Below are 25,103 nucleotides of genomic sequence, written 5' to 3'. Positions count from 1 at the left end.
GGGGTCGTGGACATAAACTTGCCGGCATGGCCAACGCCGCGCCGATCTTCGCCTTCGCCGTCCGTGAAGTGATCCAGCTGATCCTGCTCGTCTTCGCGCTGATCGTCCAGGGTGTCGCCCTGGTGCACGCGATCACGCAGCGCTCCGACGCCTTCCCGGCCATCGGCACGCTACCCAAGGGCGGCTGGATCGCCATCCTGGCGGTCTGCCTCGTGCTCACCCTGCTCGGCTTCGGCCCGATCAGCCTCTTCGGACTTGTCGGCATCGCCGCCGGTCTGATCTACCTCCTCGATGTCCGAGTCGGCCTCCGCGAACTCGGTGACGGCAAAGGGTCCTGGTGAGAGGTTTCCGCTGGCCACCCCCACCGGACAGCGGGCCCCGCACCTGGGGCCCCGGCCCCGGTGGGCCGCGGACCGGCCGACCGGCGCTGCCGGAGCCGGAGACCGAGCTGGTCACCACCCCGCACGACGTACGGCTGGAGCGGTTGGTCACCGGCACCGGTAACCCGGTCACCGTCTTCGCGCACGGGCTGGGCAACGGCATCGCCACCACCCGCCCGTTCGGCAGCGGGGTGACCGGCCGCAAGGTGTTCTTCCAGTTCCGGGGGCACGGCCGTTCCGATGCCCCGGACGGGTCGTGGGACTACCTGGACCTGGCCCGGGATCTGCGCGCGATCGCGGACCTCGGCGGGGCCAGCCGGGCGTTCGGCGCGAGCCTCGGTGCGGGTGCCCTCTGTCGCCTGCTCGCGGAGAGCCCGGAGCGTTTCGAGAAGCTTGTCTTCTTCCTGCCGGCGGCGCTCGACGAGCTGCGCGGGCCGGTCGCCCACGAACGGATCATGGGTCTGTTGGAGGCGGTGGAGAGCGGGGACGCGTCGGCGGTCGCCGACGTCGTCTCCCTGGAGATGCCCCCGGCGGTGCGCAACACTCCGGCCGGCTGGGCGTACCTGCGGCAGCGGCTCGACCAACTGCTGCGCGACGGTTTGGCCGGAGGGCTGGCCACGCTCGCGGCGCAGACGTCGCTGCGCCAGATCGGTGACCTGGCGGCGGTTACCGCGCCGGCGCTGGTCATCGGCTGCGTGGGCGACGACCTGCATCCGGTCGAGGTCGCCGAGCGACTCGCCGCCGCGCTGCCGCAGGCCACCCTGCACGTGTACGACAGGCCGGGCGTCCTCTGGACGGAGCGCGCCGACCTGCGGGAGCGCATCGCCGGCTTCCTCAACGAGTAACGTGCCCTGTCATGGGTGTCACACAACACGGCCGCACACACCGACTCGACCTCGCCGACCCGACCCTGCGCGAGTGGACCTGTACGGTCCTGCACGCCGACCCGGAGCAGGGCATCGTGCTGGACCGATCGGCGTTCTACCCGGGCGGCGGCGGCCAACCACCGGACCACGGCGTGCTGCTGTGGCAGGGCGTGCAGACCCGGATCGTCGGCACCCGCAAGGGCGACGACCTCTACCTGATCCCCGCCGAGGGTGACCCGCTGCCGCCGGCCGGCACCGAGGTCGTCGGCGCGCTGGAGGACGAGCGCCGCAGCCGGCTGATGCGTACCCACTCGGGCCTGCACGTGCTCTGCGGTGTGGTGTTCCGCGACTTCGGCGCGCTGGTGACCGGAAACTCGATGGAGCCGGGCGAGGCCCGGATGGACTTCAACCTCCCCGAGGTGCCCCCGGACTTCAAGAGCCGCATCGAGGAGTTGGTCAACGCCGAGGTGGCCGCCGACCGGGCGGTCGCCACCCGGGTGCTGCCGCGTACCGAGGCGCTGGCCCTGCCGGACATCATCCGTACCCAGTCCAACCTCATTCCGCCGGACGAGCAGGAGGTCCGGATCGTCGACATCGTCGGGCTGGACGTGCAGGCCGACGGCGGCACCCACGTCGCGTCCACCGCGCAGATCGGCAAGGTGCAGGTGGTCAAGGTGGAGAGCAAGGGCCGGGCCAACCGCCGGGTACGCGTCCGACTTGTCGATTGACAAATTCGGACGGCGGTTGTCAGGTATCGCTGACAATCTCGCAGGTATGACACAGCCGCTCGTAGGAAAGATCGCGCTCGTCGCCGGTGCCACCCGGGGTGCGGGCCGGCAGATCGCCGTCCAGCTCGGCGCCGCTGGTGCCACCGTCTACGCCACCGGTCGCAGCAGCCGCGCCGGCCGTTCGGAGATGGACCGGCCGGAGACCATCGAGGAGACCGCCGAGCTGGTCACCGCGGCCGGCGGCACCGGCATCGCCGTGCGGGTCGACCACCTGGTGCCCGAACAGGTCCGCGACCTGGTCGCCCGGATCGACGCCGAGCAGGGCCGACTCGACGTGCTGGTCAACGACATCTGGGGCGGCGACCCCCTGGTGACCTGGGAAAAGCCGGTCTGGGAGCAGCCGCTGGAGGCGGGTTTCCGCACCCTGCGACTGGCCATCGACACGCACATCATCACCAGCCACTTCGCCCTGCCCCTGCTGATCCGTAAGCCCGGCGGTCTGGTGGTGGAGATGGGCGACGGGACCAAGGCGTACAACGACGAGAACTACCGGCTGTCGGTCTTCTACGACCTGGCCAAGGTCTCGGTCAACCGGCTCGCCTTCAGCCAGGCGCACGAGCTGAAGCCGCACGGCTGCACGGCGGTGGCGCTCACCCCCGGGTGGATCCGCTCCGAGGCGATGCTGGAGCACTTCGGCGTCACCGAGGACAACTGGCGCGACGGTGCCGCCACCGACCCGAACTTCCTCATCTCGGAGACCCCGGCCTTCGTCGGCCGGGCGGTGGCCGCGCTCGCCGCCGACGAGGAGAAGGACCGCTGGAGCGGCAGGTCCGTCGACGCCGGCACGCTGTCCAAGGTGTACGGGTTCACCGACCTCGACGGCAGCCAACCAGAGGGCTTCCGCTACATCACCGAGGTGGTCGACGCGGGTAAGCCGGCGGACGTCACCGGCTACCGGTAGAGCGCGCCGAGGCGGTCGGCCGCCTCGGCGAACAGCTTCCGCAGCTCGGGTGGATCGAGCACCTCCACCTCGGGGCCGAGCCCCAGCAGTTGGTGGTACGCCACCTGGACCGACTCGACGGGCAGCCGGGCCACCACCCAGCCCTGCCCGTCGGGCGGACTGGCGGCGGCGACCAGTTCGTCGTACACGAAGGGGGCATCGACCAAGTGCCGGAGCTGGCGCAGGCCGGCGGGGCTGAGCCGGACGGCGACCTCGGCCCGCAGCATGGTCCGCAGGAACGACCCGGCCTGCTCGCGCCAGTGCCCGGCCAGGTCGAAACCCCCGTCGCGGTCGAAGTGCTCCTCGCCCACCTCGACCCCGGTGACCCGGTCCACCCGGTAGGTGCGCACACCGTCGCCGACCCGGCCGACCAGATACCAGACCCCACTCTTCAGGACCAGTCCGTACGGCTCGACCCGGCGGCTCACCTCCCGGTCGCCGCGCCGGTAGCGCAATTCCACCACCCGGTCCGCCCAGACCGCCCGGGCCAGCTCGGGAAGCCAGAGCGGTGGCGCGGTCTCCCGGAACCAGCCCGGTACGTCCAGGTGGAACCGCTGCCCGGTACGGGCCGGGGCGTCGCGCAGGGCGGGTGGCAGCGCGGCGAGCACCTTCAGCTCGGCGGACGCGACCGCGTCGGCGAGGCCCATCTCGCCGGCCGGCCCGGGTAGGCCGCTGAGGAAGAGCGCCTCCGCCTCGTCCCGGCTCAGCCCGGTCAGTCGGGTGCGGTAGCCGCCGAGCAGCCGGTAACCGCCGGCCCGACCCCGGTCGGCGTACACCGGCACCCCGGCGGCGGAGAGGGCCAGCACGTCCCGGTAGACGGTCCGCTCGGAGACCTCCAACTCCCGCGCCAGCTCGCTCGCGGTCATCGACCCGCGCGACTGCAACAGCAACAGCAACGAGATCAGTCGGGAGGCACGCACCCGCCCATCCTGCCCCGCTCACCGTCGGGCGGATCCGATCACCGCTCGCTAGGCTGCTCGATCGTGGATGCCAGCAGAATCGCCAGCCCGGTGACCGGGGTCGTCGGACGCTTCCTCGCCGGGGCGGGGCTGCTCCTGCGCGGGCTGGGCCTCTACGTCCGCAGCCCGGGGTTGATGCTGCTCGGCATCGTGCCGGCGCTGATCTCCGGTGCGCTGTTCCTGGCCGCGCTCGCCACGCTCGTGTACTTCGTGGACGACCTCGCCGCGCTCGTCACCCCGTTCGCCGACGACTGGTCGAGCACCTCCCGCAGCCTGGTCCGGGTGATCGCCGGGCTGGCCTTCCTGGGGGTTGGCGGCCTGCTCGGAGTGCTCACCTTCACCGCGGTGACCCTGGTCATCGGCGACCCGTTCTACGAGAAGATCTCCGAGCAGGTCGAGCAACGGTACGGCGGCACGCCCGGCGCGGTGGACGTGCCCTTCTGGTCGTCGCTGCGCCGCAGCCTCGCCGACTCGGTACGGCTGGTGGCGCTCACGGCGCTGGTCGGGATTCCGCTGTTCCTCGCCGGCTTCATCCCGGTGGTCGGGCAGACTGTCGTTCCGGTCATCGGGGCGGCGGTAGGCGGGTGGTTCCTCGCCGTGGAGCTGGTCGGTGCACCGTTCTACCGGCGGGGGATGCGGCTGCCGCAGCGCCGGACGATCCTGAAGACCGACCGAGCCACCTCGCTCGGTTTCGGGGTGGCGGTCTTCCTCTGCTTCCTCATCCCGCTCGGCGCGGTGCTGATCATGCCGGCGGCGGTCGCCGGTGCCACCCTGCTGGCCCGTCGATCGTTGGGCCAATCGATCGAGAGGGACTGACATGGAGATCACCCTGGTCGAGGGGGACATCACCACCCAGCGGGTGGACGCCGTCGTGAACGCCGCGAACTCCTCCCTGCTCGGCGGCGGTGGCGTCGACGGCGCGATCCACCGGCGCGGCGGGCCGGCCATCCTGGCCGAGTGCCGGGCGCTGCGGGCGTCCCACTACGGCAGGGGCCTGCCCACGGGTCAGGCGGTGGCGACCACGGCCGGGGAGCTGCCGGCCCGCTGGGTGATCCACACCGTCGGGCCGGTCTGGTCGGCCAGCGAGGACCGGTCGGCGTTGCTGCGCGACTGCTACGCCAACAGCCTGCGGGTGGCCGACGAGCTGGGCGCGTCCACTGTGGCGTTCCCGCTGATCTCCGCCGGCATCTACGGCTGGCCGCTCGACGACGCGGTCCGGCAGGCGCTGTCGGTGCTGCGCTCGGCCACGCCGGTCGCCGTCACCGGGGCACGCCTGGTGCTCTTCGGCGCCGACACCCACGCGACAGCCCGCCAGCTCTTCGACGCTGCCTGACGGCGGCCCCCGCCGCTCCTGCGGCTACTCCCGCCTCGATCAGGTCAGGTCGGCCAGGCAGGACCACTGGGACGTCACCGGTCGGTAGCCCAGGCGGGCGTTGATCGCCAGCATGGGCGCGTTGGCCTCGTCGTTCGAGGTGTACGCGACGCGCACGCCGTTGGCGGCCGCTCGGTGCAGCGCCGCCGTCTTGGCCAGCCGGGCCAGTCCACGTCCCCGGTACGCCGGAACGCTGCCCGTGTAGTCCGACCACATCCGGTCCCCGTCCCGCTTCACGAGGCTGAAGGCGGCCACCACGCCGTCGACCTCGGCGGCGACGCTGGCCGTCTTGTCCAGCCCGAGGTTGTCCCACACGTCGTACTGCCAGCTCTCGTAGCTCTTCGCGTCGACCGGCACGTCGCTCGGTTCGTCGACGGCCGAGGCCACGTCCGCCACGTACAGCAGGTGCGGGTCCACATCGGCGATCGGACGCAGCCGTACGCCGGGGGGAGGCTCGGGCAGCGCGGGTGCCGGATTCAGGTCGAGCGCCGAGTAGCGAACCTCTCGGCTGGGCTCGTAGCCGTGTCGACGGGCGAACGGCAGCGCATCCGGCAGTGCCATCGCACGTACCCGGCGGATTCCCAACGGGCGGAGGTAGTCGGTCGCGGCGGTCAGCAACGCCGTCCCGATGCCCCGCCGCCGGTGCTCCGGGTGCACGTGCAGCAGGTTGATGCCACCGACGTCCGCCGCTGCGGTCGTCCCGATGCGTTCGGCGGACACCCAACCGACCACGCGATCGTCGGCTTCGGCGACGAACGCGGTCCAGTCCTCCTCGGGCGGCGGCTCGGCGATCATCTTCCGGGTCGACTCGACCCCGCGCACGAGGTACGGGAAGACCGTCGCCCGCAGGGCCACCACCGCCGGGGCGTCGTCCGGCTGCGCCACACGGATCCGCATGTCAGGCCCCCGCCCGTACGGCGGCGACGGCCTCGACCTCGACGAGCTGGTCGGGGTAGCCGAGCACGGTGACGCCGAGCAGGGTGCTGGGCGGGTCGTGGTCGCCGAAGAAGTCGCGCACCACCTCCCAGACGGTCACCAGGTCGGCCTGCCGGGAGGACGCCACGTACACGGTGGTCTTGACGACGTCGGTGCGGGTGGCACCGGCCGCCGCGAGGGCGGTCTGGAGATTCGCCAGCACCTGCCGGGCCTGTGCGGCGTGATCGCCCGGCGCGACGGTGCGACCCTCGGCGTCCAGCGGGCACGCGCCGGCGGTGAAGACCAGTCGGGCGGTTGGCTCGACGGTGGCCGCGTACGCGTATTCGGCGACGTCGGATAGTGCGGGGACGCGCAGCAACGCGACATGATCAGGCATGGTGGCGAGGCTAACGATGATCGCCCGCCGCAGCGAGGAGTTAAGCCCGCGCCCGGCACGCCGAGGAGGCAGCAACTTCAGGGTTGTTGGTGCCTCCGGACGCCGTGAGGCGCCAACAACCCCGAAGTTGTGCGGATCTTGCCGCGGGCACGCGGCACGCGGGGCCGGGTGCGACCGGTCAGGCGGAGGCGCGGCGGATCAGTTCGGTGGGGAGCATGACCGCCTGCTCGATCGTCTCCCCGGCGGCCAGCCTGAGTAGTTGACGGGTCATCCGCCGGCCGAGTTCCACGATCGGCTGCCGGACGGTGGTCAGCGGTGGCTCGGTGTACGCGGCGGTCTCGATGTCGTCGAAGCCGACCACGGCGACGTCCTCCGGCACCCGCCGGCCGGCTTCGCGCAGCGTCCGCAGTGCGGCGTGTGCCATCAGGTCGGAGGCGGCGAAGACGGCATCCAGGTCGGGGTGCTCGGTGAGCAGTTGACGCATCGCCGCCGACCCGGACTCCCGGGTGAAGTCACCGACGGCGATCAGCTCGGGCAGCCCCGCGTCGGTTACCGCGCTGCGGTAACCGCTGAGCCGTTCGATGCCGGCGACCATGTCCTGCGGGCCGGCGATGGTGGCGATCCGCCGACGACCGCTGTTGATCAGGTGTCGGATGGCCGCGGTCACGCCGGCCACGTGGTCGACGTCGACGTACGGCACGGGCACGTCGCCGAGCGGCCGGCCGCTGACCACCACCGGGATGCCGAGCCGGGCGAGCGTGCCGGGCAGCGGGTCGGCACCGTGCAGCGAGGCGAAGAGCACCCCGTCGACGTGCCGGCCGGTGGTGTACCGCTCGACCCGGTGGTGCCCGGCCGGTGAGCCGGCGAGCATCAGCACCAGTTGCTTGTCTGCCGCCTCCAGCTCCTGGCTGACGCCGCGGATGATGCCAGGGAAGACCTGGTCGTCGGAGAAGACCCGGGTGGCCGCCTCCGGCATGACCAGGGCGACCGAGTCGGTGCGTTGGGTGACCAGGCTGCGGGCGGCGAGGTTGGGCACGTACCCCAACTCGGCGACGGCCCGGGTGACCGCCTCCCGGATCGGCTCGGCGACGGTGGTGGAGCCGTTGACCACTCGGGACACGGTGGCCCGGGACACCCCGGCCCGCGCCGCCACCGCTTCGAGCGTCGGCCGTTGCGCCGTCGTCATCGTGCCTTCCCCCCGCTCGTCACAGCCCGTTCCGGGAAACACCCCGCGCCGCTGGGTCAGGTGGTCGACGCGCCGCGTCCCGAACCGTTCGCGGTGACCCTCGGCCCAGTAGAGGTGTCCAGGAATGACCATACGAGAAGACCGCCACGGCAGAGCGCCCCGCCGAGGGTGGCCGATGCGGCACGCCCTGTCAAGAGAGCGCTCTCTCGGGTCCACGACTCCCGACCCGATCGAGGGCGCCACCCGGCGGGGTGACGCCCTCGATCATGCCGAATCGATCACTTGGCCCGCAGGCCGTCCAGCAGGGCACGATCGCCGGCAACGACAAGCGTCTCGAAGCTCACCCGGCCCCAGAGCGCCAGCAACAGGTCGCTCGCCGTGCCGCTGACCTGCGCCCGAGCGTGATGATCGTCGTGATCGAAGATGGTCGCCGTGTCGAGCAGCGCCACCCCCTCGCCGCGCAGCCGCAAATACCACTCCTGAGCCGCGTCGGTCGCGGTGAGCTGCACCACCCCGCGCCAGTCGCCCGGCGTCCGCCGCCGACCCGCCGGCAGCCAGGTGTCCAGCACCTCGCTCACCCCGTCGGCCGCGAGCTTCGCCTCCACCGGATCACCGGCGGCGATGGCGAGCTGGGCATCCCACCGGTGCACAGCCGTCTCGTGCGCCATCCGACGCGGCCAGAAGCCGGCCTTCTTCGGCTGCGGGGCCCAGTTCCACGCCGGTGCCTCCGGGTCGAGCCCGTCGAAGACGGTCATCAGCCTGTCGTACCCCTGCTGCCACAGCTGGAGCGGGCTCACGCCCGGGTCCGCCGCAAGCGGTTCCCGGCGGGCCGGCTGAGCGGTCTGGCCGGACCCGGCGAACGACGAAACCCAGTGGTAGACGCCAGCGAGGTGCAGTGTGAGGTCGTTGACCGTCCAGCCCGGACAAGACAGAACCGGTGTCTCCGGCGGTGCCTCGGCCACCGCCGCCGCGAACGCCGGGCCCTCCGCTCGGAGCGCACCGATCCAGAAATCCTTGCTGCCCTGCAGTCTGCTCATCGCCATCCTCCCGGGGGTGCCGGGCGACCAGTGGGTGCCACGGCTATCAGTCAGCCTAAGGTGAAGGGCGTGCCAGACGCCTCCGCCCAGCCGACAACCGAAGCCGATCGTGCCATCCCCGGTCCACTGGCCAACTACACCACTCTACGGATGGGTGGGCCGGCCGAGCGGATCGTGACCGCCGGCAGTGCCGACGAGATCGTCCGGGCCGTCCGGGCCGCGGACGAGCCGGTCCTGATCCTGGCCGGTGGCAGCAACGTCGTGGTCGGCGAGCCGGGCTTCGCCGGCACCGTCGTGCTGGTGCGCTCCCGTGGCCTGAGCGTCGTCGCCGAGGACGCCGAATCCGTCACGGTACGGGTCGACGCCGGTGAGCCGTGGGACGACCTGGTCGCCGCCACGGTGGCCAACGGCTGGGCCGGGCTGGAATGCCTCTCCGGCATCCCCGGCTCGACCGGCGCCACCCCGATCCAGAACGTCGGCGCGTACGGCCAGGAGGTCGCCGAGACGATCACCGGCGTCGAGGTGTACGACCGGGTCGAGGGCGCCCGCCACACCATCCCCGCCGCCGACTGCGGGTTCGCCTACCGGGGCAGCATCTTCAAGTACCGGGACCGCTGGGTGGTGCTGTCCGTCGACTTCCGACTCACCCGGTCCCCGCTCTCCGGCCCGGTGCGCTACGCCGAGTTGGCGCGTGCGCTCGGTGTCGAGGTGGGCGACCAGGTGCCGTTGGCGGACGCCCGAGCGGCGGTGCTGCGGCTGCGCGCGGGCAAGGGCATGGTGCTCGACGCCACCGACCCGGACACTCGTTCGGTCGGTTCCTTCTTCACCAACCCGGTGCTGGACCAGGCGACGTACGAGCTGCTCCTGGAGCGCTCCGCCGAGTTGGGCGACCCGCCCGCCTGGCCGGGAGCCGACGGCCTGGTCAAGGTGAGCGCGGCCTGGCTGATCGACAAGGCCGGTTTCACCAAGGGGCACCCCGGCGAGGGCGGAGTCTCGATCTCCAGCAAGCACACCCTCGCCCTGACCAACCACAGCGGCACGGCCAGCACCGACGACCTGCTCACCCTGGCCCGAGACATCCGCGACACGGTGCAGGCCCGCTTCGGCGTAACCCTCCACCCCGAACCAGTCCTCATCAACTGCACCCTCTAACCCCACCCCAAACCCACCCACCCCACCCACCCCCACCCCCCGCTCTTGTCGATCAAGGAGTTGTGGTGGGGGACGTTTACCCCGATCGGGGTTAAAGCGGCCACCACAACTCCATGATCAACGCGGTCGGGCTGGCGAGGCGCGGGTGGGCGAGGGGTGGGCGGGGCGGGTGGGTTACGGGAGGGTGGGGAGGGGCCAGGGGAGGGTTAGTTCGCCCTGGCGCCAGCGGGTGGGGTTGTTGAGGATGGGCCAGCCTGACTCGCGGAGACGCGTTACCGCTCGCAGCCATCGTTGGCGGGGGCCGAACGTGGCGTACGGGGCGGCGGCCTGCCAGGCGTCGTCCAGAGCGCGGATCAGATCGTGCACCCGCTCACCGGGGACGTTGCGATGGATCAGCGCCTTGGGCAGTCGCTCGGCCAACTCGGCAGGGCTGCCCAGCGTGGTGAGCTTCGCGGCCAGGGTCAGCGTCCGTGGGCCGTCGGCGTCGATCAGCAGCCAACTGGCGAGCCGCCCCAACTCGTCGCACGTGCCCTCGACGAGCACCCCGCCCGGGGCGAGCGCGGCAGTCATCGTCCGCCAGGCCTCCGGGACCTCGCTCTCGTCGTACTGTCGAAGCACGTTGAACGCGCGGACCAGCACCGGCCGGAGCCCGGCCAACTCGAACCCACCCCGGGCGAACGTCAGGCCGGGCGGATCGGCGGCCGGGGCCGCGGCGGCCACCCGGGCGGGGTCGATCTCCAACCCCACCAGCCGTACGTCGGGACGAACCCCCGCCGCCAGCCGAGCGCGCAACTCCACAGCGGTCACCGGGTTGGCGCCGTAGCCGAGGTCGACCACCAGGGGGTCTTCCGCCGCCAACAGTCGGTCGGCGCAGGTGGCGACGATCCAGTTGTCCACCCGACGGAGCCGGTTCGGGTTGGTCGTGCCACGCGTGACCACACCGAACGGCCGGCGCCGCGCCCCGCCGCTCACTCCGCACCCTGCCCGGTCGGCGCTCGTTCGCGACTGCGGGGCTCGCAGACCCGGCTCACTCCTCGCGCTTCACGGCGTCGTCTCTGTTCGCGACTGCGGGGCTCGCAGACCCGGCTCACTCCTCGCGCTTCACTGACCGACCCGGTGGACCTTGTGCTGTGCGGCCTGCGCCCGCGGCCGGACCACCAGCCGGTCGATGTTGACGTGCTCGGGGCGGGTGGCGCACCAGGCGATGCAGTCGGCGACGTCCTCGGCCACCAGCGGCCCCGGCACCCCGGCGTAGACGGCGGCGGCCCGTTGCACGTCACCCTCGAAGCGGACCAGCCCGAACTCCTCGGTCTGCACCATGCCCGGGTCGATCTCGATCACCCGCAACGGTCGGCCGCACAACTCCAGGCGGAGCGTGCCGGCGATGGCGGTCTGCGCGTGCTTCGCGGCGGCGTAGCCGCCCCCGCCCTCGTACACCGTCAGGCCGGCGGTCGAGGAGACCACCACGATGGTGCCGGAGCCGGACGCCTCGAGCGCCGGCAGCAGCGCCTGGGTGACCCGCAGCGTGCCGAGCACGTTCACGTCGTACATCCACTGCCAGTCGGCGACCGAGCCGGACTCCACCGGGTCCAGCCCGCGCGCCCCGCCGGCGTTGTTGACAAGTAGGGTGACCGGCCCGGGGGCCTGGGCGGCGGCCTCGGCCAGCCCGGCCACCGACTCGTCCGACGTGATGTCGCAGGTCACGGCGGTGGCCTGCCCGCCGGCGGCGGTGATGTCGGCGACCAGGTCGGCGAGCCGCTCGGCGCGACGGGCGGCGGCGAGCACGTGGAAGCCCTCGGCGGCGAGCCGGCGGGCGGTGGCCGCGCCGATTCCGCTGGACGCTCCGGTGACGATGGCGACAGGGGTCATTGCGACATTGTCCCCCCGCCCGTGGGACCCGAGCGGACCGGGCGGGGCGGCCATCGATGGGCGTGCGGTGATGAGGTCCGTCACCCCCGGGACCCGCGCCGGGGAATTTCCGAAGCCCGATGGGGAAGATGACACCTGGCGTACAGGTTGACCGAGAAGCACCGGTCGTGCGAGATGGCATCTACCGTGACAAAGGAGCGGATGTGGCGGAACTGCACACCGGTGTCGGGCGTCAGCGAGGTGCCCAACCGTGGCCCCGGCCTCGCCGTATCGCCACCCTTTCGGTGCACACCTCCCCCCTGCACCAGCCCGGCACGGGCGACGCCGGCGGCATGAACGTCTACATCCTCGAGGTCGCCCGGCGACTCGCCGAAGCCAACGTCGAGGTGGAGATCTTCACCCGGGCCACCTCCGGCGACCTGCCCCCGGTCGTCGAGATGGCACCCGGGGTGCAGGTCCGCCACATCACCTCCGGCCCCCTGGAGGGCCTCACCAAGGAAGAGCTGCCCGGTCAGCTGTGCGCCTTCAGCGCCGGGGTGCTGCGCGCCGAAGCGTCCCGCCCGCCCGGGCACTACGACCTGATCCACTCCCACTACTGGCTCTCCGGCCAGGTCGGCTGGCTGGCCAAGGAGCGTTGGGGGGTGCCGCTGGTGCACACCGCGCACACCCTGGCGAAGGTCAAGAACGCCCAGCTCGCGGCCGGCGACCGGCCCGAGCCCAAGGCCCGGGTGATCGGCGAGGAGCAGGTGGTCGCCGAGGCGGACCGCCTGGTCGCCAACACCCGGGTCGAGGCCGGTGACCTCGTCGACAGGTACGACGCCGATCCGGCCCGGGTGTCCGTCGTACAGCCGGGTGTCGACCTGGGCCGGTTCCGGCCCGCGCCGGGCGACCGGTCCGCGGCCGCCCGCGCGGCCCGCCGCCGGCTGGGGCTTCCAGCCGATGGGTACGTGGTTGCCTTCGTCGGTCGGATCCAGCCGCTCAAGGCCCCCGACGTGCTGATCCGCGCGGTTGCCGCCCTGCGCGAACGCGACCCGGCGCTGGCCGCCCAGGTGACAGTGGTGATCTGCGGCGGGCCCAGCGGCAGCGGACTGGACCGTCCGACCGCACTGATCGAGCTGGCTGCCACACTCGGTGTCGCCGACGGGGTGCGGTTCCTGCCACCGCTCACCGGGGACGACCTGCCGGCCCTGTACCGGGCGGCCGATCTCGTCGCGGTCCCGTCGCACAACGAATCGTTCGGGCTGGTCGCCCTCGAGGCGCAGGCCTGCGGTACGCCGGTGCTGGCCGCCGCCGTCGGAGGGCTGGTCACCGCCGTGCGGGATGAGGTCAGTGGCGTACTGATCGACGGCCACGACCCGGTCGACTGGGCCCGCGCGCTGGGCCGCCTGCTGCCGAACCCGGCCCTCCGGGCGGTGCTGGGCCGCGGGGCCGAGCAGCACGCCCGACACTTCTCCTGGGACCGTACGGTGGCCGGCCTGCTCGGCGTCTACGGCGAGGCGATCGCCGCACACCGGGACCGGCTCGCGGCCGACTTGGCAGGCGACCCGGCACTCTCCTGCTCCTGGTGATCCGTGGGCGTCGGCTGACCGAGGGGGGTCGCCTGAACCGGGGGCGTTGCCGCCAACCGGTGCGCGGGCCGGGTCGGTCGTAGAGTGGGTCCGGTGAGCCCGAAGAGCGATCTTGCGACCCTGATCGAGTCGGTCTGTGCCGAGCGGGAGTTGGCCTGGGAGTCGACCGGCCCCGGCTCGTACGCGGTGACCCTGCCGGGCACACACAAACTCAAGACGGTCTGCAACCTGATCGTCGGCGAGCACGCGCTGCGGATCGAGGCGTTCGTGATGCGCCAGCCGGACGAGCGCCGCGAGGAGCTGTGGGCCTGGCTGTTGCAGCGCAACGCCCGGATGTACGGCGTCTCCTTCTCCACCGACGCGGTCGGCGACGTCTACCTGACCGGTCGGGTCAACCCGGCCGGCGTGGACGCCGACGAGTTGGACCGGCTGCTCGGTTCCGTGCTCACGTACGCCGACGAGTCGTTCGACACGATGCTGGAGATCGGTTTCGGCAGTTCGATCCGCCGCGAGTACGAGTGGCGGGTCAAGCGTGGCGAGTCGACCGCCAACCTGGCCGCGTTCGCCCACCTCTTCGAGCCCTCCGGCTCGGGCCCCGACCCAGCCTGACCGCCCCCGCGCTCCCGCGCCAAGATCTGCGCAACTTCCCCGTTGTTGCTGCCTCCGACCGCCGAGAGACAGCAACATCCCCGATCTTGTGCGGATCTTGACGACTTGCACCGCTCCGGAGCGGAGTTTGGGGCTTCTACCGCCGCCACGGTCACGCTCGAACCAGGAAGTAGTGGCCGCACCCTCGCGCCGATACCACTCGATCCTGGATCGAGCACGATCATGGTGAGTCGTCGGAGGTTCGGACTGCTCCTGACGGGTATGCCGCACCGCGCGGTGCGGCGAGGGACCCCCGCGCGCCGAGGACGGAGTGTCAAGGAGCGGAGCGTCCCATGGCTCAGCGGAACAGCTCAGGTCGCGGCGCGACTGCGACCAGGACGAAGCGACAGGCCGGCAACCAGACGCCGGGTACCCCAGGAGTCTCCGAGTCGGAGATCTCCCGGATGCGGGTGGACGACATCCGCGGGCAACTGCGTAAACGCGGGGTCTCTGGGATCTCCGCGCTGCGCAAGCCCGACCTGGTGAAACAGTTGGTCCGCTCGATGCGGGCCGGCGCGGGTCGGAGCAGCACCGGTCCGACGGGCCGGGCCACCGGCACCCGGGTGTCGGCGGGTCGTGCCGCCGCCACCAAGAAGTCGGCGGCCAGGCCGGCGTCGAGCCGCGCGAAGGCCGCGCCAGCGAACAAGAGCGCGCCCGCGAAGCGGGCCGCCGCGACGAAGGCGACCGCCGCGCGGAAGTCGGCGGCGGCGAAGAGGGCGCCGGCGAAGAAGGCGACAGCTGCGAAGAGGACGACAGCGGCGACGTCGACGGCCGCCCGTAAGACGGCAGCCGCCCGCAAGACCACGGCGGCCCGTAAGACCACGGCGGCCCGTAAGACCACGACGGCCCGTAAGACGACGACGGCCCGTACCGCGCCCGCGGGTAAGGCGCCGGCGAAGAAAGCCCCGGCGCGGCCGGCGGCGAAGCGGGCGGCGCCCGCCACGCGTACCACCGCGAAGCGGGCGGCACCCGCCAAGCGCGCGGCGACCCCGTCGGCCAGCAGTGGCACGACGACCGGTGGGATCCGGACCGGACGGGGTACCGGACGGTCGGTCCGCAGCTCGCAGGTGATCTCGTCGGTCCAGGACCGGCCGGAGCGGCCGGGGCGGAGCCTGATCACCACGAACCACGAGGTGATCCAGCGTTGGGCCCGGGGGCGTGGGGCCAGGCCGGCAACCATCGCGGGGACCGAGCGAGACGGCCGTGCGGGCGTTCTGACCTTCAACATCCCCGGTTACCGGGAAAGTAGCCGAATTCGCGAGATCACCTGGGATGAGTGGTTCTATACCTTTGACCTTCGGCGGCTGAACCTGATTTATCAGGAACAGTTGCGCGACGGCCGGCAGAGCAGCTTTTTCCGGACCGAGTCGCCCGATCGGGAGGACGGCTGAGGTGTTTGCGGGAATGGCTGACGGGTACGCGGCTGTTGTCAGAGACTGAGTCCCGAGCAGCGGATACTCGTCAGTTGTGACCGGCGAGACAGCCGTTCTGGGTTGAATCCAGAATCTGGGCGAACTAGCTTTATTGCACCGCGCCACGCTTGGAAACGTTCGGGGGAGCGGCGGATCGATCAGATCCGCGCACCAGGCGAGGCGCGAGGGGACGGGTGGACCTACCGTTGGGGGACGGTGCCCACCTGTTTGGACCGGCGGCTGAGCGGGCGATGCTTACGGGGGTGAGTGTTGCCCGCCGCCGCCGGCCCCACCGGCGGGCGCCCACCACGACCTCAGGGCCGTGGTGGGCGCTTTGCCGTGTTCCGCCGATCATGCGCTCACCCGGTCCGTGGCCGGCGTCTGCTCCTGGCGCAGCGCGGCGACGTGCCGCTCCCGGGGTGGTCCGGCGAGCAGGTGCCCGACCGCGGCCGCCAGGCCCAGCCCACCCACCAGCAGCCAGTGCCCCTCGCCGAGGTGCTGCAGGCTCACCCCGCCGAGGGTGGGAGCGACGAATGCCGCGGCCGGGAACGTCAGGTAGAAGACCGCCTGGTAGCGCGCGCGTAGCGGCGGCGGTGCCAGGTCGGCGTTGATCTGCGCGTTGGGCGGGGCGGCGAGCATCGAGCCGATCGTCCAGACCACGGCGGCGGTCAGGTAGACGGGCAGTTCGTCGGCGACGGCGAGCACCCCGAAACCGAGCGCGAGCAGCGCGGTGGAGGCGGCCAGTACGACGTCCTTGCGGTGCCTGTCGATCAGCCGGGGCACGAACAGTTGCCCGATCACGATCAGCGCGCCACCGAGCGCCACCACCAGCCCGTACGCCGACGGGCCCAGGCCGTCCGCGCGCATGGCCAGCGGCATGATCGTCGACGTCTGCATGGTGAGCACGGCCAGCGCGAAGGTGAGCCCGACGAAGACCAGGAAGGTGCGGTCGGTGAGCGCGGTGTGCAGTCCCGGTCGACGGGGCCGGATCGCCGTGGGTGTCGGGCTGTCGGCGGGTGGGGCGGTCAGCCGCAGGGTCTCCGGCACCTTCCAGCCGATCACGGCGGCGGCGGTCAGGGTGGCACCGGCGTCGACCAGGAACAGCGCGGTGAAGCTTGCCTCGGCCAGCACTCCGGCGAGCAACGAGGCGACCGCCATGCCCAGGTTGAAGGCCCAGAACTGGAGGTTGAACGCGCGTGAGCGGCGTTCGGCGGGCACCACGTCGACGATCGCCGCGACGAACGCCGGGCTGGGCATCGAGTGGACCACGCCGACGAGTGCCGAGAGCACCGCGATCAGGAGCAGGGGTTTGCTGAAGGCGAGGGCCACCATCAGGCCGGCCGTGGTCAGGTGTGCGGCGAGCAGGGTCGCCCGGCGGCCCCACCGGTCGGCGAGGACACCGCCGAGGAGCACGCCGGCCGCGCCGCCGGCCCCGTACGCGCCGACGACCGTGCCGGCCAGCCCGAGACTCGCGCCGCGTACGTCGGTGAGGTAGAGCGACAGGAACAGCATGGCGAACGCGCCGGCCCGATTGATCAGCAGGCCGGCCCAGAGGTACCAGAAGGTGGCGGGGAGCCCACCTGCGGTGTCGTGCCACAGGCGCCGCAGGGCGTGCACTCGTCCTCCCGACAGTTCGCTTTCTTAACTGTTTCGAGTGCAGAGTAGGAACCCGGGCCGCCCCGGCGCCAGTCGTCAGGCGGCCGCCTCGGCGGGTTGCGGCGTCCGGCGGGTGTCGACAGGTGCCAGCGCCTCGCCGGAGCGGCGCAGCGCGGCGGCCCGCCGCTCCCGGGCCGGGCCGGACACCAGGTGGGCCACCGCGGTCAGTACGCCGAGCGCGGCGCAGCCGTACCAGAGCGTGTCGTTGCCGGCGTGCTCGCGCACCAGGCCGCCGAGGATCGGTGCGCTGGCCCCGGCGATCTGCCAGGACAGGGAGAACACGCCCTGGTAGCGACCGCGCAGCTCGGCCGGCGAGAGTTCGGCGATCAGTGTGGAGTTGGACGGCGAGTTGAGCATCTCGCCGACCGTCCAGATCAGCACGGTCAGCCCGTAGAACCAGGGGGTGCCGGCGAACGCGGTGAGCCCGAACCCGACGCCCATCACCACGGATGCCAGCGCGAGCACGTGGGACCGGCTCCGACCCCGGATCAGTCGGGGCACGAAGAGCTGGCCGACCACGATGAGGACACCGTTGAGCGCGATCACCGAGCCGTAGGTGGCCGGACTCAGGCCGTCGTCGCCCATGGCGATTGGCAGCATCGAGATGTGCTGGAGGAAGACCAGCGCGGCGAACAGGTTGAGTGCCACGAAGCCGAGGTAGACGCGGTCGGTGAGGATCGTGCGCAGGGCGCCGCGGGGAGTGGCGGTGGCGGCGGCCGAACGGGCCTGCCGTGTCTCCGGCACCCGGGTGAAGATGATCAGCGCGGTGACCAGCATGGTCCCGGCGTCGACCACGAAGAGCAGCAGGTAGTCGGCCTGCGCGGCGAGGCCGGCGAGGACCGCGGCGCAGGCGAAGCCCAGATTGATCGCCCAGTAGTTGAGCGAGAAGGCGCGCAGTCGGTCCTTCGCCGGCACCACGTCGATCATCATGGCCCCGAACGCGGGCCGGGCCGCCTCGGCGAACATGCCGAGCAGCAGGGCGCCCAGCGCCACCGCCCAGAGGTCCCGGGCCAGCCCGAGGCCGAGCATCATGGCGGCCGCGCCGACGTGCGCGGTGAGCAACGTCGGCCGGCGGCCCCACCGGTCCGCGAGGGTGCCGCCCACTGTGGTGCCGAACGCGCCGCCGACCCCCCACAGGCCGATCACCAGGCCGGCCTGGGACGCCGAGAAGCCGCGTTCCTGGGTGAGGTAGATGGCGAGGAAGACGAGGACGAACGAGCCGAGCCGGTTGATCAGGGTGCCGGACCACAGGTACCAGAAGGTGGCCGGCAGGCCGCCGGTGGTGTCCCGGAACCAACTCCGCATCGTCCGCATCTGGCGCCCCGCTTGCAAGTAATGACCGCTATGACTGTCGTGCCTTACAACCCTAGTGGCGGGGTGATCCGCTGGTCATCCGCATTTTCACGTGGTGGTCGTCACGACGGCTGCCCGCGTGTCCTCGCGGCGGTTGAGGCAGGATGATCGGCATGACTGCGAGCGAAGGGCCCACCGTCGGGACGCTGGTCCTGCTGCGACACGGTGAGAGCGACTGGAATGCCAAGAACCTCTTCACCGGTTGGGTGGACGTCGACCTGACCGAGAAGGGCGAGGGCGAGGCGCGGCGCGGCGGCGAGCTGCTGCGCGAGCACGGCCTGCTGCCGGACGTCGTGCACACCAGCGTGATGCGCCGTGCGATCCGCACCGCCGAGCTGGCGCTCAACGCCGCCGACCGGCACTGGATCGCCGTGCGCCGGTCGTGGCGGCTCAACGAGCGGCACTACGGCGCCCTGCAGGGCAAGAACAAGAAGCAGACCCTCGACGAGTACGGCGAGGAGCAGTTCATGCTCTGGCGCCGGTCGTACGACACGCCGCCGCCGCCGATCGACGACAACGACGAGTGGTCGCAGGTCGGCGACCCCCGCTACGCGCTGCTGCCGACCGAGCTGATGCCGCGTACCGAATGCCTCAAGGACGTCGTCGAGCGGATGCTGCCCTACTGGTACGACTCGATCGTGCCGGACATCCTGGCCGGCCGGACGGTGCTGGTGGCCGCGCACGGCAACTCGCTGCGCGCCCTGGTCAAGCACCTCGACCAGATCTCCGACGAGGCGATCGCCAAGCTCAACATCCCGACCGGCATCCCGCTGCGCTACGACCTCGACCCGCAGCTGCGCCCGCTCACCCTGGGCGGCACCTACCTCGACCCGACGGCGGCGAAGGAAGCCGCCGCCGCGGTCGCCAACCAGGGCCGCTGAGCCGACGACGAAGGCCCCCGGGATTCCCGGGGGCCTTCGTCGTGCCGGGGATCAGCTCGCCGAGGGCGTGCTCTGCCCGGTGATCAGGTAGATCACGTGCTCGCCGGCGTTGACCGCGTGGTCGGCGAAGCGCTCGTAGAAGCGGCCCAGCAGAGTGGCGTCGATCGCCGTCTCCACCCCGTACGGCCAGTCGTCGCCGAGCAGCACCGCGAACAGGTTCTTGTGCAGCTCGTCCATGGCGTCGTCGTCGCGGTCCAGCTCGCCGGCCAGGTCGGCGTCGGGCTTCGCCAGCACCGAGCCGATCTTCACGGCCATCCGGTCGGCGATTTCGGACATCTCGGTGAACACCGTCCGCAACTCGGCCGGAACGGCGGGGGAGGGGTGTCGGCGCAACGCGGTCTTCGCCACGTGCTCGGCGAGGTCACCCATCCGCTCCAGATCGGCGGCCACGTGCAGCGCGGTGATCATCGCCCGGAGGTCGGAGGCGACCGGCGCCTGTCGGGCGAGCAGGTCACAGACGCGCTCCTCGACGTGTCGGTAGAGGTCGTCGATCTCGGCGTCCCGCTCGATGACCGTCTCGGCGGCCTGCCGGTCGGCGGTGAGCAGGGCCCGGGTGGCCTGGCGCATGGCGGCGCGGACGCCCTCCGCCATGTCCACCAGCAGTTGGCTGACGATCTGGAGGTCGGCCCGGAACTCGTCGCGCATCATCACGTCCTGTGGTTCGGTCGCCGCCGACGGGTGCCGGCGCAGGGGGGTTGAGCAGGTGCGACGCCAACGGTATGGGGCGCGGGCGGACCGCGGATGAACCACGGTGAACGACGCCAGACGTGGGGGTGAACACTTCTCGAAGTGCGGGTGGTTCGTCCCGTTCTGTGTGGTAGCCAGGTTAACAATGACCCTACGATCGCCGGGTGGAGTGGGCGGTGGCGGTCGTGGTGGCCGTGGCGTTGGTGGCCGGGTTGGCCGCCGGCCTCCTGCTGCCCCGGTTCCTGCCCGCGCGGGACGGTCGCTCCACGTCGACGGGCGGCGCGAGCCCCCGCTGGAGCAGGGGGAGGCCCGCGATAGCCGACGAGCAGCAGGCTGGGCTCGGCCGCCGGACGATCGACTCGCTCCGGGCCGGTGTCGTGGTCCTGGACAACGACGACGTGCCGGTGCTGATCAACCCGGCCGCCCGCGCGATGGGGCTTCTGCGTACCGGCAGCACCCCCGGCTCGATCGCCGCGCACCCGCTGATCCGTACCCTTGCCGGCCAGGTGCGACGCACCGGGGTGCGGCGCGAGATCGAGCTGGACCTGCCCCGGGGTCGCGACAGCGCCGGGGAGAACCCGCTCGGCGTGCACCTGCGGGCGATGGGTCTGGGCAACGGGTTCATCGCGGTGGAGGCGGTCGACGTGACCGAGTCGCACCGATTGACCCGGGTGCGACGCGACTTCGTGGCCAACGTGAGCCACGAGCTGAAGACCCCGATCGGGGCGCTGCAGCTGCTCGCCGAGGCGTTGCTGGACGCGACCGAGCCGGCCGACGCGGCGGCGCCCGATCTCTCCGAGGACCTGGTGGCCGCCCGCCGGTTCGCCGAGCGGATCCAGCACGAGTCGACCCGACTGGGTCGGCTGGTGCAGGAGTTGCTGGAGTTGACCCGGTTGCAGGGCGCCGAACCACAGCCGCCACCCGAGCCGGTAGCGCTGGACTGGGTGATCGCCGAGGTGGTCGACCGGACCCGCACCACGGCCTCCGCCCGGGGTGTCGAGGTGACCGTGGACGGTCAACGGGGCCTCACCGCCTACGGCAGCGACTCCCAACTCGCCACGGCGGTGGCGAACCTGGTCGAGAACGCCATCAACTACTCGGGCGAGGACACCACCGTGCGGGTGACCCTGCGCGGTGACGACGAGCACGTCGAGGTCGCCGTCGCTGACCAGGGCATCGGCATCGCCCCCACCGACGTGGACCGGATCTTCGAGCGGTTCTACCGGGCCGACCAGGCCCGTTCGCGGGCCACCGGCGGCACCGGGCTCGGCCTGGCAATCGTGAAACACATCGCGAGCAACCATGGCGGACGGGTCGAGGTGTCGAGCACTCTTGGTGGTGGATCGACGTTCACCCTCCGGCTGCCCGCCAGCCCACCGGACGACCTGCTGGCGACACTGCCGCCGGTTGGGATCGAGTCCGGTCCGGCTGGGCTACGGCAGGTCTGACAGCAATGGAAAGGAAATCCCCGTTGAGCCGCGTTCTGGTGGTCGAGGACGAGGAGTCGTTCTCCGACGCCTTGTCGTACATGCTCCGTAAGGAGGGCTTCGAGGTTTCGGTCGCGGCGACCGGCACCGATGCCCTCACCGAGTTCGACCGAACCGGCGCCGACATCGTGCTGCTCGACCTGATGTTGCCCGAGATGTCGGGGACCGAGGTCTGCCGGCAACTGCGGCAGCGGTCGGCCGTACCGATCATCATGGTCACCGCCCGGGACAGCGAGATCGACAAGGTGGTCGGGCTGGAGATCGGTGCCGACGACTACGTCACCAAGCCGTACTCGCCACGGGAGCTGGTCGCCCGGATCCGGGCGGTGCTGCGCCGGCAGAGCCCGGAGGTGGCCGAGGCGGGCGCTCCGACGCTGGCCGCCGGCCCGGTGCGGATGGACATCGAACGGCACGTGGTGACCGTCGAGGGCGGGGCCGTGCAGCTGCCGTTGAAGGAGTTCGAGCTGCTGGAGCTGCTGCTGCGCAACGCGGGCCGGGTGCTCACCCGCGGCCAGCTCATCGACCGGGTCTGGGGCGCCGACTACGTCGGTGACACCAAGACATTGGACGTGCACGTCAAGCGGCTGCGTTCCAAGATCGAACCGGAGCCGTCGGCGCCGCGCTTCATCGTCACCGTCCGGGGCCTGGGCTACAAGTTCGAGCCGTGATCGGCGTACCCGAATGGGGTCTGCGCTCGGCGTAGGCCCCCTTCGGCCTGTTCGCGCTCGGTCAGCGGACGACCTTGAGGTTGTAGCAAGATTGCTACCAAGATCGGTTAGATTTCGTCGGCGGGGTGCGGGGCGACCATGCCCTGCTTGACCCGCGCCGCGCACAGCTCGGCCAGCCGCTCGTAGGCGGCAGCGCCGATCAGCGCGGTCAACTCCGGCCCGTACGACAGGTACATCGGCTCGGTGCCGACGTGCGCGTCCGTCGAGGAGGTGCACCACCAGTCCAGGTCGTGCCCGCCAGCACCCCAACCGCGCCGATCGAACTCGGACAGGGTGGAGACCAACACCTTGGAGTTGTCCGGCCGCTTCACCCAGTCCTGATCGCGGCGGATCGGCAACTGCCAGCAGACGTCCGGCTTGTATTCCAGCGGGTGCACCCCGTCGCGCAGCGCCTGGCCGTGCAGGGCGCAGCCACCCCCGCCGGCGAAGTCGGCGTCGTTGAGGAACACGCACGGACCGTCGGGGCCCTGGGTGGCGGTGCGGCGGGCCGGGTTCTTGCCGTCGATGGTGTCCTCGGCGGTCCAGTTCTTGAAGCCGCGCTGGAAGTGCTGCCAGGTCGACGGGGTGAGCCGCTTGACGGCGTTGCGGACCCGCTTCTCGTCGTCGGAGTCGGTGAAGAACGCCCCGTGCGAGCAGCAACCGTCGGCGGCCCGGCCGGCGATGATGCCATGGCAGCCCTTGCCGAAGATGCAGGTCCAGCGGGACAGCAGCCAGGTCAGGTCGGCGCGGATCAGGTGCGTCTCGTCGGCCGGATCGGTGAACTCGATCCACTCCCGGGGAAAGTCCAGTGGCACCTCGCGACTGCGCGGATCACCCGGGTCGTCCACCAGCACACGGAGCTCCATCGTCACCCGGCCCAGCGTACGCGCGGTGACGTCCGCAGGCCGGCGAGCCGCGCAAACGCGTTGCACCTATGGTCTTCATCATGCGACTGGGTGTCCTCGACGTCGGATCCAACACGGTGCACCTCCTCGTGGTGGACGCGCACCACGGCGCGCACCCGTGGCCGGCGCACTCCGAGAAGGTGGTGCTCCGGCTGGCCGAGCAGATCGGCCCCGACGGCGCGCTGACCGAGGCGGGTGCGGACGGCCTGGTCAAGGCCGTCGGCATGGCCAAGGCGGCGGCCACCGGCCTGGCGGCGGACGACCTGATCGCGTTCGCCACGTCCGCGGTGCGCGACGCCACCAACGCGGCCGAGGTGCTGGCCCGGGTCCGGGACGAGACCGGCGTACAGCTGGTGGTGCTCTCCGGTGCGGACGAGGCGCGGTCGACGTTCCTGGCCGTGCGGCGGTGGTTCGGCTGGTCGGCGGGGCGGTTGCTGGTGCTGGACATCGGCGGTGGCTCGCTGGAGATCGCCGCCGGCATCGACGAGGACCCGGACGTCGCGGTCTCACTGCCGCTCGGGGCCGGTCGGCTGACCCGGGAGCGGCTGCGGGTCGATCCGGGCAGCGCGGCCCCGCCGTCGGCGGAGACCATCGAGAAGCTCCGGGAGTACGTGGACGGGCGGCTGGACAAGATCATCGACCAGATGACCCAGGTGGGCTGGGAGCGGGCGGTCGCGACCTCGAAGACGTTCCGCACCCTGGCCCGGCTGGCCGGGGCCGCGCCCTCCGGTGCCGGGCTCTGGGCACGGCGCAGCCTGACCCGGGCGGGTCTGCGGCAGGTCATCGGGTTCATCCGGCACATCCCACCGGCCCAGCTGATGGAGCTGGAGGGGGTCAGCGCCGGCCGGGCGCACCAGTTGCTGGCCGGCGCCGTGGTCGCCGAGGCGGCGATGCGCCGCCTGGATCTGGGCTCACTGGACATCTGCCCGTGGGCGCTGCGCGAGGGCGTCATCCTCCGTCGACTCGATCAACTTGAACCGATCTGACCGGGCGGCCGGTTTCGGCCCGTTTGCTGGCACTCGTCACGATGGCACCGGCGCTGCCGGGCTACGCTGGCTGACGTGACTTCCCGCGTTCCCGTGCTCCTGTCCAGCTCGTCGGTCTTTCCCGAGCCGACCGCGGCGGCGTTCCAACTGGCCGCGGCGCTCGGCTACGACGGGGTCGAGGTGATGGTCTGGACCGACGTGGTCAGCCAGGACGCGGGCGCGCTGCGCGGCCTGTCGGCGCACTATGGGGTGCCGGTGCTCTCGGTGCACGCGCCCTGCCTGCTGGTGACCCAGCGGGTGTGGAGCCCGGACCCGTGGGAGCGGCTGCGCCGGGCCGCCGAGCTGGCCGAGACGCTGGAGGCGCCGACGGTCGTGGTGCACCCGCCGTTCACCTGGCAGCGCGACTATGCGCGCAACTTCACCGAGGGGCTGGCCACCGTCGCCGACCGGTTCAGCGGGCTGCGGTTCGCCGTGGAAAACATGTACCCGGTGCGGATGGCGGGTCGACAGTTCGTCCCGTACGTGCCGGGGTGGGATCCCACCGAGACCGGCTACCCGTCGTACACCCTGGATCTGTCGCACTGCGCGGCCTCGCACAGCGACCCGCTGGAGATGGCCGACCGGATGGGCGCCGGGCTGGCGCACGTGCACCTCGGTGACGGCACCGGCGAGGGCCGCGACGAGCACCTGGTGCCCGGGCGCGGCACCCAGCCCTGCGGGGAGCTGCTCTCCTCGCTGGCCGGGCGCGGCTTCACCGGGGCGGTGGCGGTGGAGGTCGCCACCCGGGGCGCGAAGAGCCGCGCGGTGCGCGAGGCCGACCTGCGCGCCGCGTTGGAGTTTGCCCGTCAGCACCTGACCGCGCCGTCCCCGGTCGACGCCTGACCCGTCCGCC

Annotated in this window: 26 protein-coding genes; 15 read left to right on the top strand and 11 right to left on the bottom strand. The window is 71.8% G+C overall.

What is annotated here, in order from left to right; translation table 11 throughout:
• Positions 1 to 26 precede the first annotated feature (26 nt).
• The 4 genes from AB0B14_RS31055 to AB0B14_RS31040 are packed head-to-tail and all read left to right on the top strand — an operon-like array spanning position 27 to position 2,935.
• A complete protein-coding gene (locus tag AB0B14_RS31055; protein ID WP_357068255.1) occupies positions 27 to 341 on the top strand; it encodes a DUF2516 family protein in 315 nt (104 codons plus the stop codon).
• Positions 338 to 1,225, top strand: coding sequence for an alpha/beta hydrolase (locus AB0B14_RS31050; RefSeq protein WP_357525652.1), 888 nt, complete (start codon positions 338 to 340; stop codon positions 1,223 to 1,225). Before AB0B14_RS31055 ends, AB0B14_RS31050 begins: the two co-directional genes overlap by 4 nt.
• Before the next feature lie 11 nt (positions 1,226 to 1,236).
• Positions 1,237 to 1,974: an alanyl-tRNA editing protein gene (locus tag AB0B14_RS31045; RefSeq protein WP_357068259.1), complete on the top strand. Its 738-nt coding sequence runs from the start codon at positions 1,237 to 1,239 to the stop codon at positions 1,972 to 1,974.
• 46 nt (positions 1,975 to 2,020) lie between these two features.
• Positions 2,021 to 2,935 (top strand): SDR family oxidoreductase, encoded by a 915-nt coding sequence (locus tag AB0B14_RS31040; RefSeq protein WP_357068261.1) that lies wholly within the window; start codon positions 2,021 to 2,023, stop codon positions 2,933 to 2,935.
• On the opposite strand, the gene AB0B14_RS31035 is transcribed toward AB0B14_RS31040, so the two are convergent.
• Entirely contained in the window at positions 2,926 to 3,894 is a 969-nt protein-coding gene (locus AB0B14_RS31035; RefSeq protein WP_357525650.1) for a WYL domain-containing protein, read from the bottom strand. The two genes, AB0B14_RS31040 and AB0B14_RS31035, sit on opposite strands and share 10 nt — an antisense overlap.
• 63 nt (positions 3,895 to 3,957) lie before the next feature.
• Between AB0B14_RS31035 and AB0B14_RS31030 the strand changes: the two genes are divergently transcribed.
• Both AB0B14_RS31030 and AB0B14_RS31025 read left to right on the top strand, forming a co-directional pair.
• The gene (locus AB0B14_RS31030; RefSeq protein ID WP_357525648.1) at positions 3,958 to 4,749 is read left to right on the top strand and encodes an EI24 domain-containing protein; all 792 of its coding nucleotides are present in this window, start codon (positions 3,958 to 3,960) and stop codon (positions 4,747 to 4,749) included.
• A gap of 1 nt (position 4,750) precedes the next feature.
• Positions 4,751 to 5,266 (top strand): O-acetyl-ADP-ribose deacetylase, encoded by a 516-nt coding sequence (locus AB0B14_RS31025; RefSeq protein WP_357525646.1) that lies wholly within the window; start codon positions 4,751 to 4,753, stop codon positions 5,264 to 5,266.
• A gap of 39 nt (positions 5,267 to 5,305) precedes the next feature.
• Here AB0B14_RS31025 and AB0B14_RS31020 read toward each other — a convergent pair whose 3' ends face one another.
• The 4 genes from AB0B14_RS31020 to AB0B14_RS31005 all read right to left on the bottom strand — a co-directional run bounded on the left by AB0B14_RS31020 (position 5,306) and on the right by AB0B14_RS31005 (position 8,840).
• Positions 5,306 to 6,202, bottom strand: coding sequence for a GNAT family N-acetyltransferase (locus tag AB0B14_RS31020; protein ID WP_357068269.1), 897 nt, complete (start codon positions 6,200 to 6,202; stop codon positions 5,306 to 5,308).
• Position 6,203: 1 nt separating this feature from the next.
• Entirely contained in the window at positions 6,204 to 6,617 is a 414-nt protein-coding gene (locus AB0B14_RS31015; RefSeq protein WP_357068271.1) for a RidA family protein, read from the bottom strand.
• Positions 6,618 to 6,795: 178 nt separating this feature from the next.
• Positions 6,796 to 7,803, bottom strand: a complete 1,008-nt coding sequence (locus tag AB0B14_RS31010; protein WP_357068273.1) for a LacI family DNA-binding transcriptional regulator — start codon at positions 7,801 to 7,803, stop codon at positions 6,796 to 6,798.
• 278 nt (positions 7,804 to 8,081) lie between these two features.
• A complete protein-coding gene (locus AB0B14_RS31005; RefSeq protein ID WP_357068275.1) occupies positions 8,082 to 8,840 on the bottom strand; it encodes a maleylpyruvate isomerase family mycothiol-dependent enzyme in 759 nt (252 codons plus the stop codon).
• Between the two features lie 69 nt (positions 8,841 to 8,909).
• Here AB0B14_RS31005 and AB0B14_RS31000 point away from each other — a divergent pair, with 69 nt between their 5' ends.
• The gene (locus AB0B14_RS31000; RefSeq protein WP_357068278.1) at positions 8,910 to 9,992 is read left to right on the top strand and encodes a UDP-N-acetylmuramate dehydrogenase; all 1,083 of its coding nucleotides are present in this window, start codon (positions 8,910 to 8,912) and stop codon (positions 9,990 to 9,992) included.
• A gap of 174 nt (positions 9,993 to 10,166) precedes the next feature.
• Here the strand turns inward: AB0B14_RS31000 and AB0B14_RS30995 are convergent, their stop codons facing one another.
• Both AB0B14_RS30995 and AB0B14_RS30990 read right to left on the bottom strand, forming a co-directional pair.
• On the bottom strand, positions 10,167 to 10,964 hold the full coding sequence (locus AB0B14_RS30995; RefSeq protein ID WP_357525644.1) for a class I SAM-dependent methyltransferase: 798 nt from the start codon (positions 10,962 to 10,964) through the stop codon (positions 10,167 to 10,169).
• 129 nt (positions 10,965 to 11,093) lie between these two features.
• On the bottom strand, positions 11,094 to 11,861 hold the full coding sequence (locus AB0B14_RS30990; protein ID WP_357068282.1) for an SDR family oxidoreductase: 768 nt from the start codon (positions 11,859 to 11,861) through the stop codon (positions 11,094 to 11,096).
• Between the two features lie 203 nt (positions 11,862 to 12,064).
• On the opposite strand from AB0B14_RS30990, the gene mshA reads away from it, so the two are divergent.
• The 3 genes from mshA (at position 12,065) to AB0B14_RS30975 (ending at position 15,468) form a co-directional block, all read left to right on the top strand.
• On the top strand, positions 12,065 to 13,429 hold the full coding sequence (gene mshA, locus AB0B14_RS30985; RefSeq protein WP_357068284.1) for a D-inositol-3-phosphate glycosyltransferase: 1,365 nt from the start codon (positions 12,065 to 12,067) through the stop codon (positions 13,427 to 13,429).
• 93 nt (positions 13,430 to 13,522) lie between these two features.
• Positions 13,523 to 14,038, top strand: a complete 516-nt coding sequence (locus AB0B14_RS30980; RefSeq protein ID WP_357525642.1) for a YbjN domain-containing protein — start codon at positions 13,523 to 13,525, stop codon at positions 14,036 to 14,038.
• Between the two features lie 443 nt (positions 14,039 to 14,481).
• Complete coding sequence (locus tag AB0B14_RS30975) at positions 14,482 to 15,468, top strand: hypothetical protein (RefSeq protein WP_357525641.1); 987 nt, start codon at positions 14,482 to 14,484, stop codon at positions 15,466 to 15,468.
• A gap of 372 nt (positions 15,469 to 15,840) precedes the next feature.
• Here AB0B14_RS30975 and AB0B14_RS30970 read toward each other — a convergent pair whose 3' ends face one another.
• Both AB0B14_RS30970 and AB0B14_RS30965 read right to left on the bottom strand, forming a co-directional pair.
• A complete protein-coding gene (locus AB0B14_RS30970; protein WP_357525640.1) occupies positions 15,841 to 17,106 on the bottom strand; it encodes an MFS transporter in 1,266 nt (421 codons plus the stop codon).
• 75 nt (positions 17,107 to 17,181) lie between these two features.
• Positions 17,182 to 18,459 carry an MFS transporter gene (locus AB0B14_RS30965; protein ID WP_357068290.1) on the bottom strand — a complete coding sequence of 426 codons (1,278 nt, stop codon included), beginning with the start codon at positions 18,457 to 18,459 and terminating at the stop codon, positions 17,182 to 17,184.
• Positions 18,460 to 18,611: 152 nt separating this feature from the next.
• Here AB0B14_RS30965 and AB0B14_RS30960 point away from each other — a divergent pair, with 152 nt between their 5' ends.
• Positions 18,612 to 19,379 carry a phosphoglyceromutase gene (locus tag AB0B14_RS30960; RefSeq protein WP_357525638.1) on the top strand — a complete coding sequence of 256 codons (768 nt, stop codon included), beginning with the start codon at positions 18,612 to 18,614 and terminating at the stop codon, positions 19,377 to 19,379.
• Positions 19,380 to 19,430: 51 nt separating this feature from the next.
• Here AB0B14_RS30960 and phoU read toward each other — a convergent pair whose 3' ends face one another.
• Positions 19,431 to 20,084 (bottom strand): phosphate signaling complex protein PhoU, encoded by a 654-nt coding sequence (phoU, locus tag AB0B14_RS30955; protein ID WP_357068294.1) that lies wholly within the window; start codon positions 20,082 to 20,084, stop codon positions 19,431 to 19,433.
• A gap of 206 nt (positions 20,085 to 20,290) precedes the next feature.
• On the opposite strand from phoU, the gene AB0B14_RS30950 reads away from it, so the two are divergent.
• Both AB0B14_RS30950 and AB0B14_RS30945 read left to right on the top strand, forming a co-directional pair.
• Positions 20,291 to 21,574 (top strand): ATP-binding protein, encoded by a 1,284-nt coding sequence (locus AB0B14_RS30950; protein WP_357068296.1) that lies wholly within the window; start codon positions 20,291 to 20,293, stop codon positions 21,572 to 21,574.
• A 23-nt stretch (positions 21,575 to 21,597) separates the two neighbouring features.
• The gene (locus AB0B14_RS30945) at positions 21,598 to 22,281 is read left to right on the top strand and encodes a response regulator transcription factor (RefSeq protein ID WP_039906992.1); all 684 of its coding nucleotides are present in this window, start codon (positions 21,598 to 21,600) and stop codon (positions 22,279 to 22,281) included.
• Positions 22,282 to 22,388: 107 nt separating this feature from the next.
• Here the strand turns inward: AB0B14_RS30945 and AB0B14_RS30940 are convergent, their stop codons facing one another.
• The gene (locus AB0B14_RS30940) at positions 22,389 to 23,186 is read right to left on the bottom strand and encodes a hypothetical protein (protein WP_357068451.1); all 798 of its coding nucleotides are present in this window, start codon (positions 23,184 to 23,186) and stop codon (positions 22,389 to 22,391) included.
• An 80-nt stretch (positions 23,187 to 23,266) separates the two neighbouring features.
• On the opposite strand from AB0B14_RS30940, the gene AB0B14_RS30935 reads away from it, so the two are divergent.
• Both AB0B14_RS30935 and AB0B14_RS30930 read left to right on the top strand, forming a co-directional pair.
• Positions 23,267 to 24,211 (top strand): Ppx/GppA phosphatase family protein, encoded by a 945-nt coding sequence (locus AB0B14_RS30935; protein ID WP_357068299.1) that lies wholly within the window; start codon positions 23,267 to 23,269, stop codon positions 24,209 to 24,211.
• A gap of 75 nt (positions 24,212 to 24,286) precedes the next feature.
• The gene (locus AB0B14_RS30930; RefSeq protein ID WP_357068301.1) at positions 24,287 to 25,093 is read left to right on the top strand and encodes a sugar phosphate isomerase/epimerase; all 807 of its coding nucleotides are present in this window, start codon (positions 24,287 to 24,289) and stop codon (positions 25,091 to 25,093) included.
• Positions 25,094 to 25,103: the final 10 nt, after the last annotated feature.

The sequence above is a fragment of the Micromonospora sp. NPDC049171 genome (assembly GCF_040648275.1).
Taxonomy (GTDB): Bacteria; Actinomycetota; Actinomycetes; order Mycobacteriales; family Micromonosporaceae; genus Micromonospora.
Note: the sequence above shows the minus strand (reverse complement) of the source record. Positions and strands in the feature narration are given on the sequence as shown.

Excerpts from the sequence above, each read along its gene's own strand:
- AB0B14_RS31055 (WP_357068255.1), top strand. The coding sequence starts at position 27 with ATGGCCAACGCCGCGCCGATCTTCGCCTTCGCCGTCCGTGAAGTGATC.
- AB0B14_RS31045 (WP_357068259.1), top strand. The coding sequence starts at position 1,237 with ATGGGTGTCACACAACACGGCCGCACACACCGACTCGACCTCGCCGAC.
- AB0B14_RS31040 (WP_357068261.1), top strand. The coding sequence starts at position 2,021 with ATGACACAGCCGCTCGTAGGAAAGATCGCGCTCGTCGCCGGTGCCACC.
- AB0B14_RS31025 (WP_357525646.1), top strand. The coding sequence starts at position 4,751 with ATGGAGATCACCCTGGTCGAGGGGGACATCACCACCCAGCGGGTGGAC.
- AB0B14_RS31020 (WP_357068269.1), bottom strand. The coding sequence starts at position 6,202 with ATGCGGATCCGTGTGGCGCAGCCGGACGACGCCCCGGCGGTGGTGGCC.
- AB0B14_RS31015 (WP_357068271.1), bottom strand. The coding sequence starts at position 6,617 with ATGCCTGATCATGTCGCGTTGCTGCGCGTCCCCGCACTATCCGACGTC.
- AB0B14_RS31010 (WP_357068273.1), bottom strand. The coding sequence starts at position 7,803 with ATGACGACGGCGCAACGGCCGACGCTCGAAGCGGTGGCGGCGCGGGCC.
- AB0B14_RS31005 (WP_357068275.1), bottom strand. The coding sequence starts at position 8,840 with ATGAGCAGACTGCAGGGCAGCAAGGATTTCTGGATCGGTGCGCTCCGA.
- AB0B14_RS30990 (WP_357068282.1), bottom strand. The coding sequence starts at position 11,861 with ATGACCCCTGTCGCCATCGTCACCGGAGCGTCCAGCGGAATCGGCGCG.
- AB0B14_RS30975 (WP_357525641.1), top strand. The coding sequence starts at position 14,482 with ATGCGGGTGGACGACATCCGCGGGCAACTGCGTAAACGCGGGGTCTCT.
- AB0B14_RS30965 (WP_357068290.1), bottom strand. The coding sequence starts at position 18,459 with ATGCGGACGATGCGGAGTTGGTTCCGGGACACCACCGGCGGCCTGCCG.
- AB0B14_RS30960 (WP_357525638.1), top strand. The coding sequence starts at position 18,612 with ATGACTGCGAGCGAAGGGCCCACCGTCGGGACGCTGGTCCTGCTGCGA.
- phoU (WP_357068294.1), bottom strand. The coding sequence starts at position 20,084 with ATGCGCGACGAGTTCCGGGCCGACCTCCAGATCGTCAGCCAACTGCTG.
- AB0B14_RS30940 (WP_357068451.1), bottom strand. The coding sequence starts at position 23,186 with ATGGAGCTCCGTGTGCTGGTGGACGACCCGGGTGATCCGCGCAGTCGC.
- AB0B14_RS30935 (WP_357068299.1), top strand. The coding sequence starts at position 23,267 with ATGCGACTGGGTGTCCTCGACGTCGGATCCAACACGGTGCACCTCCTC.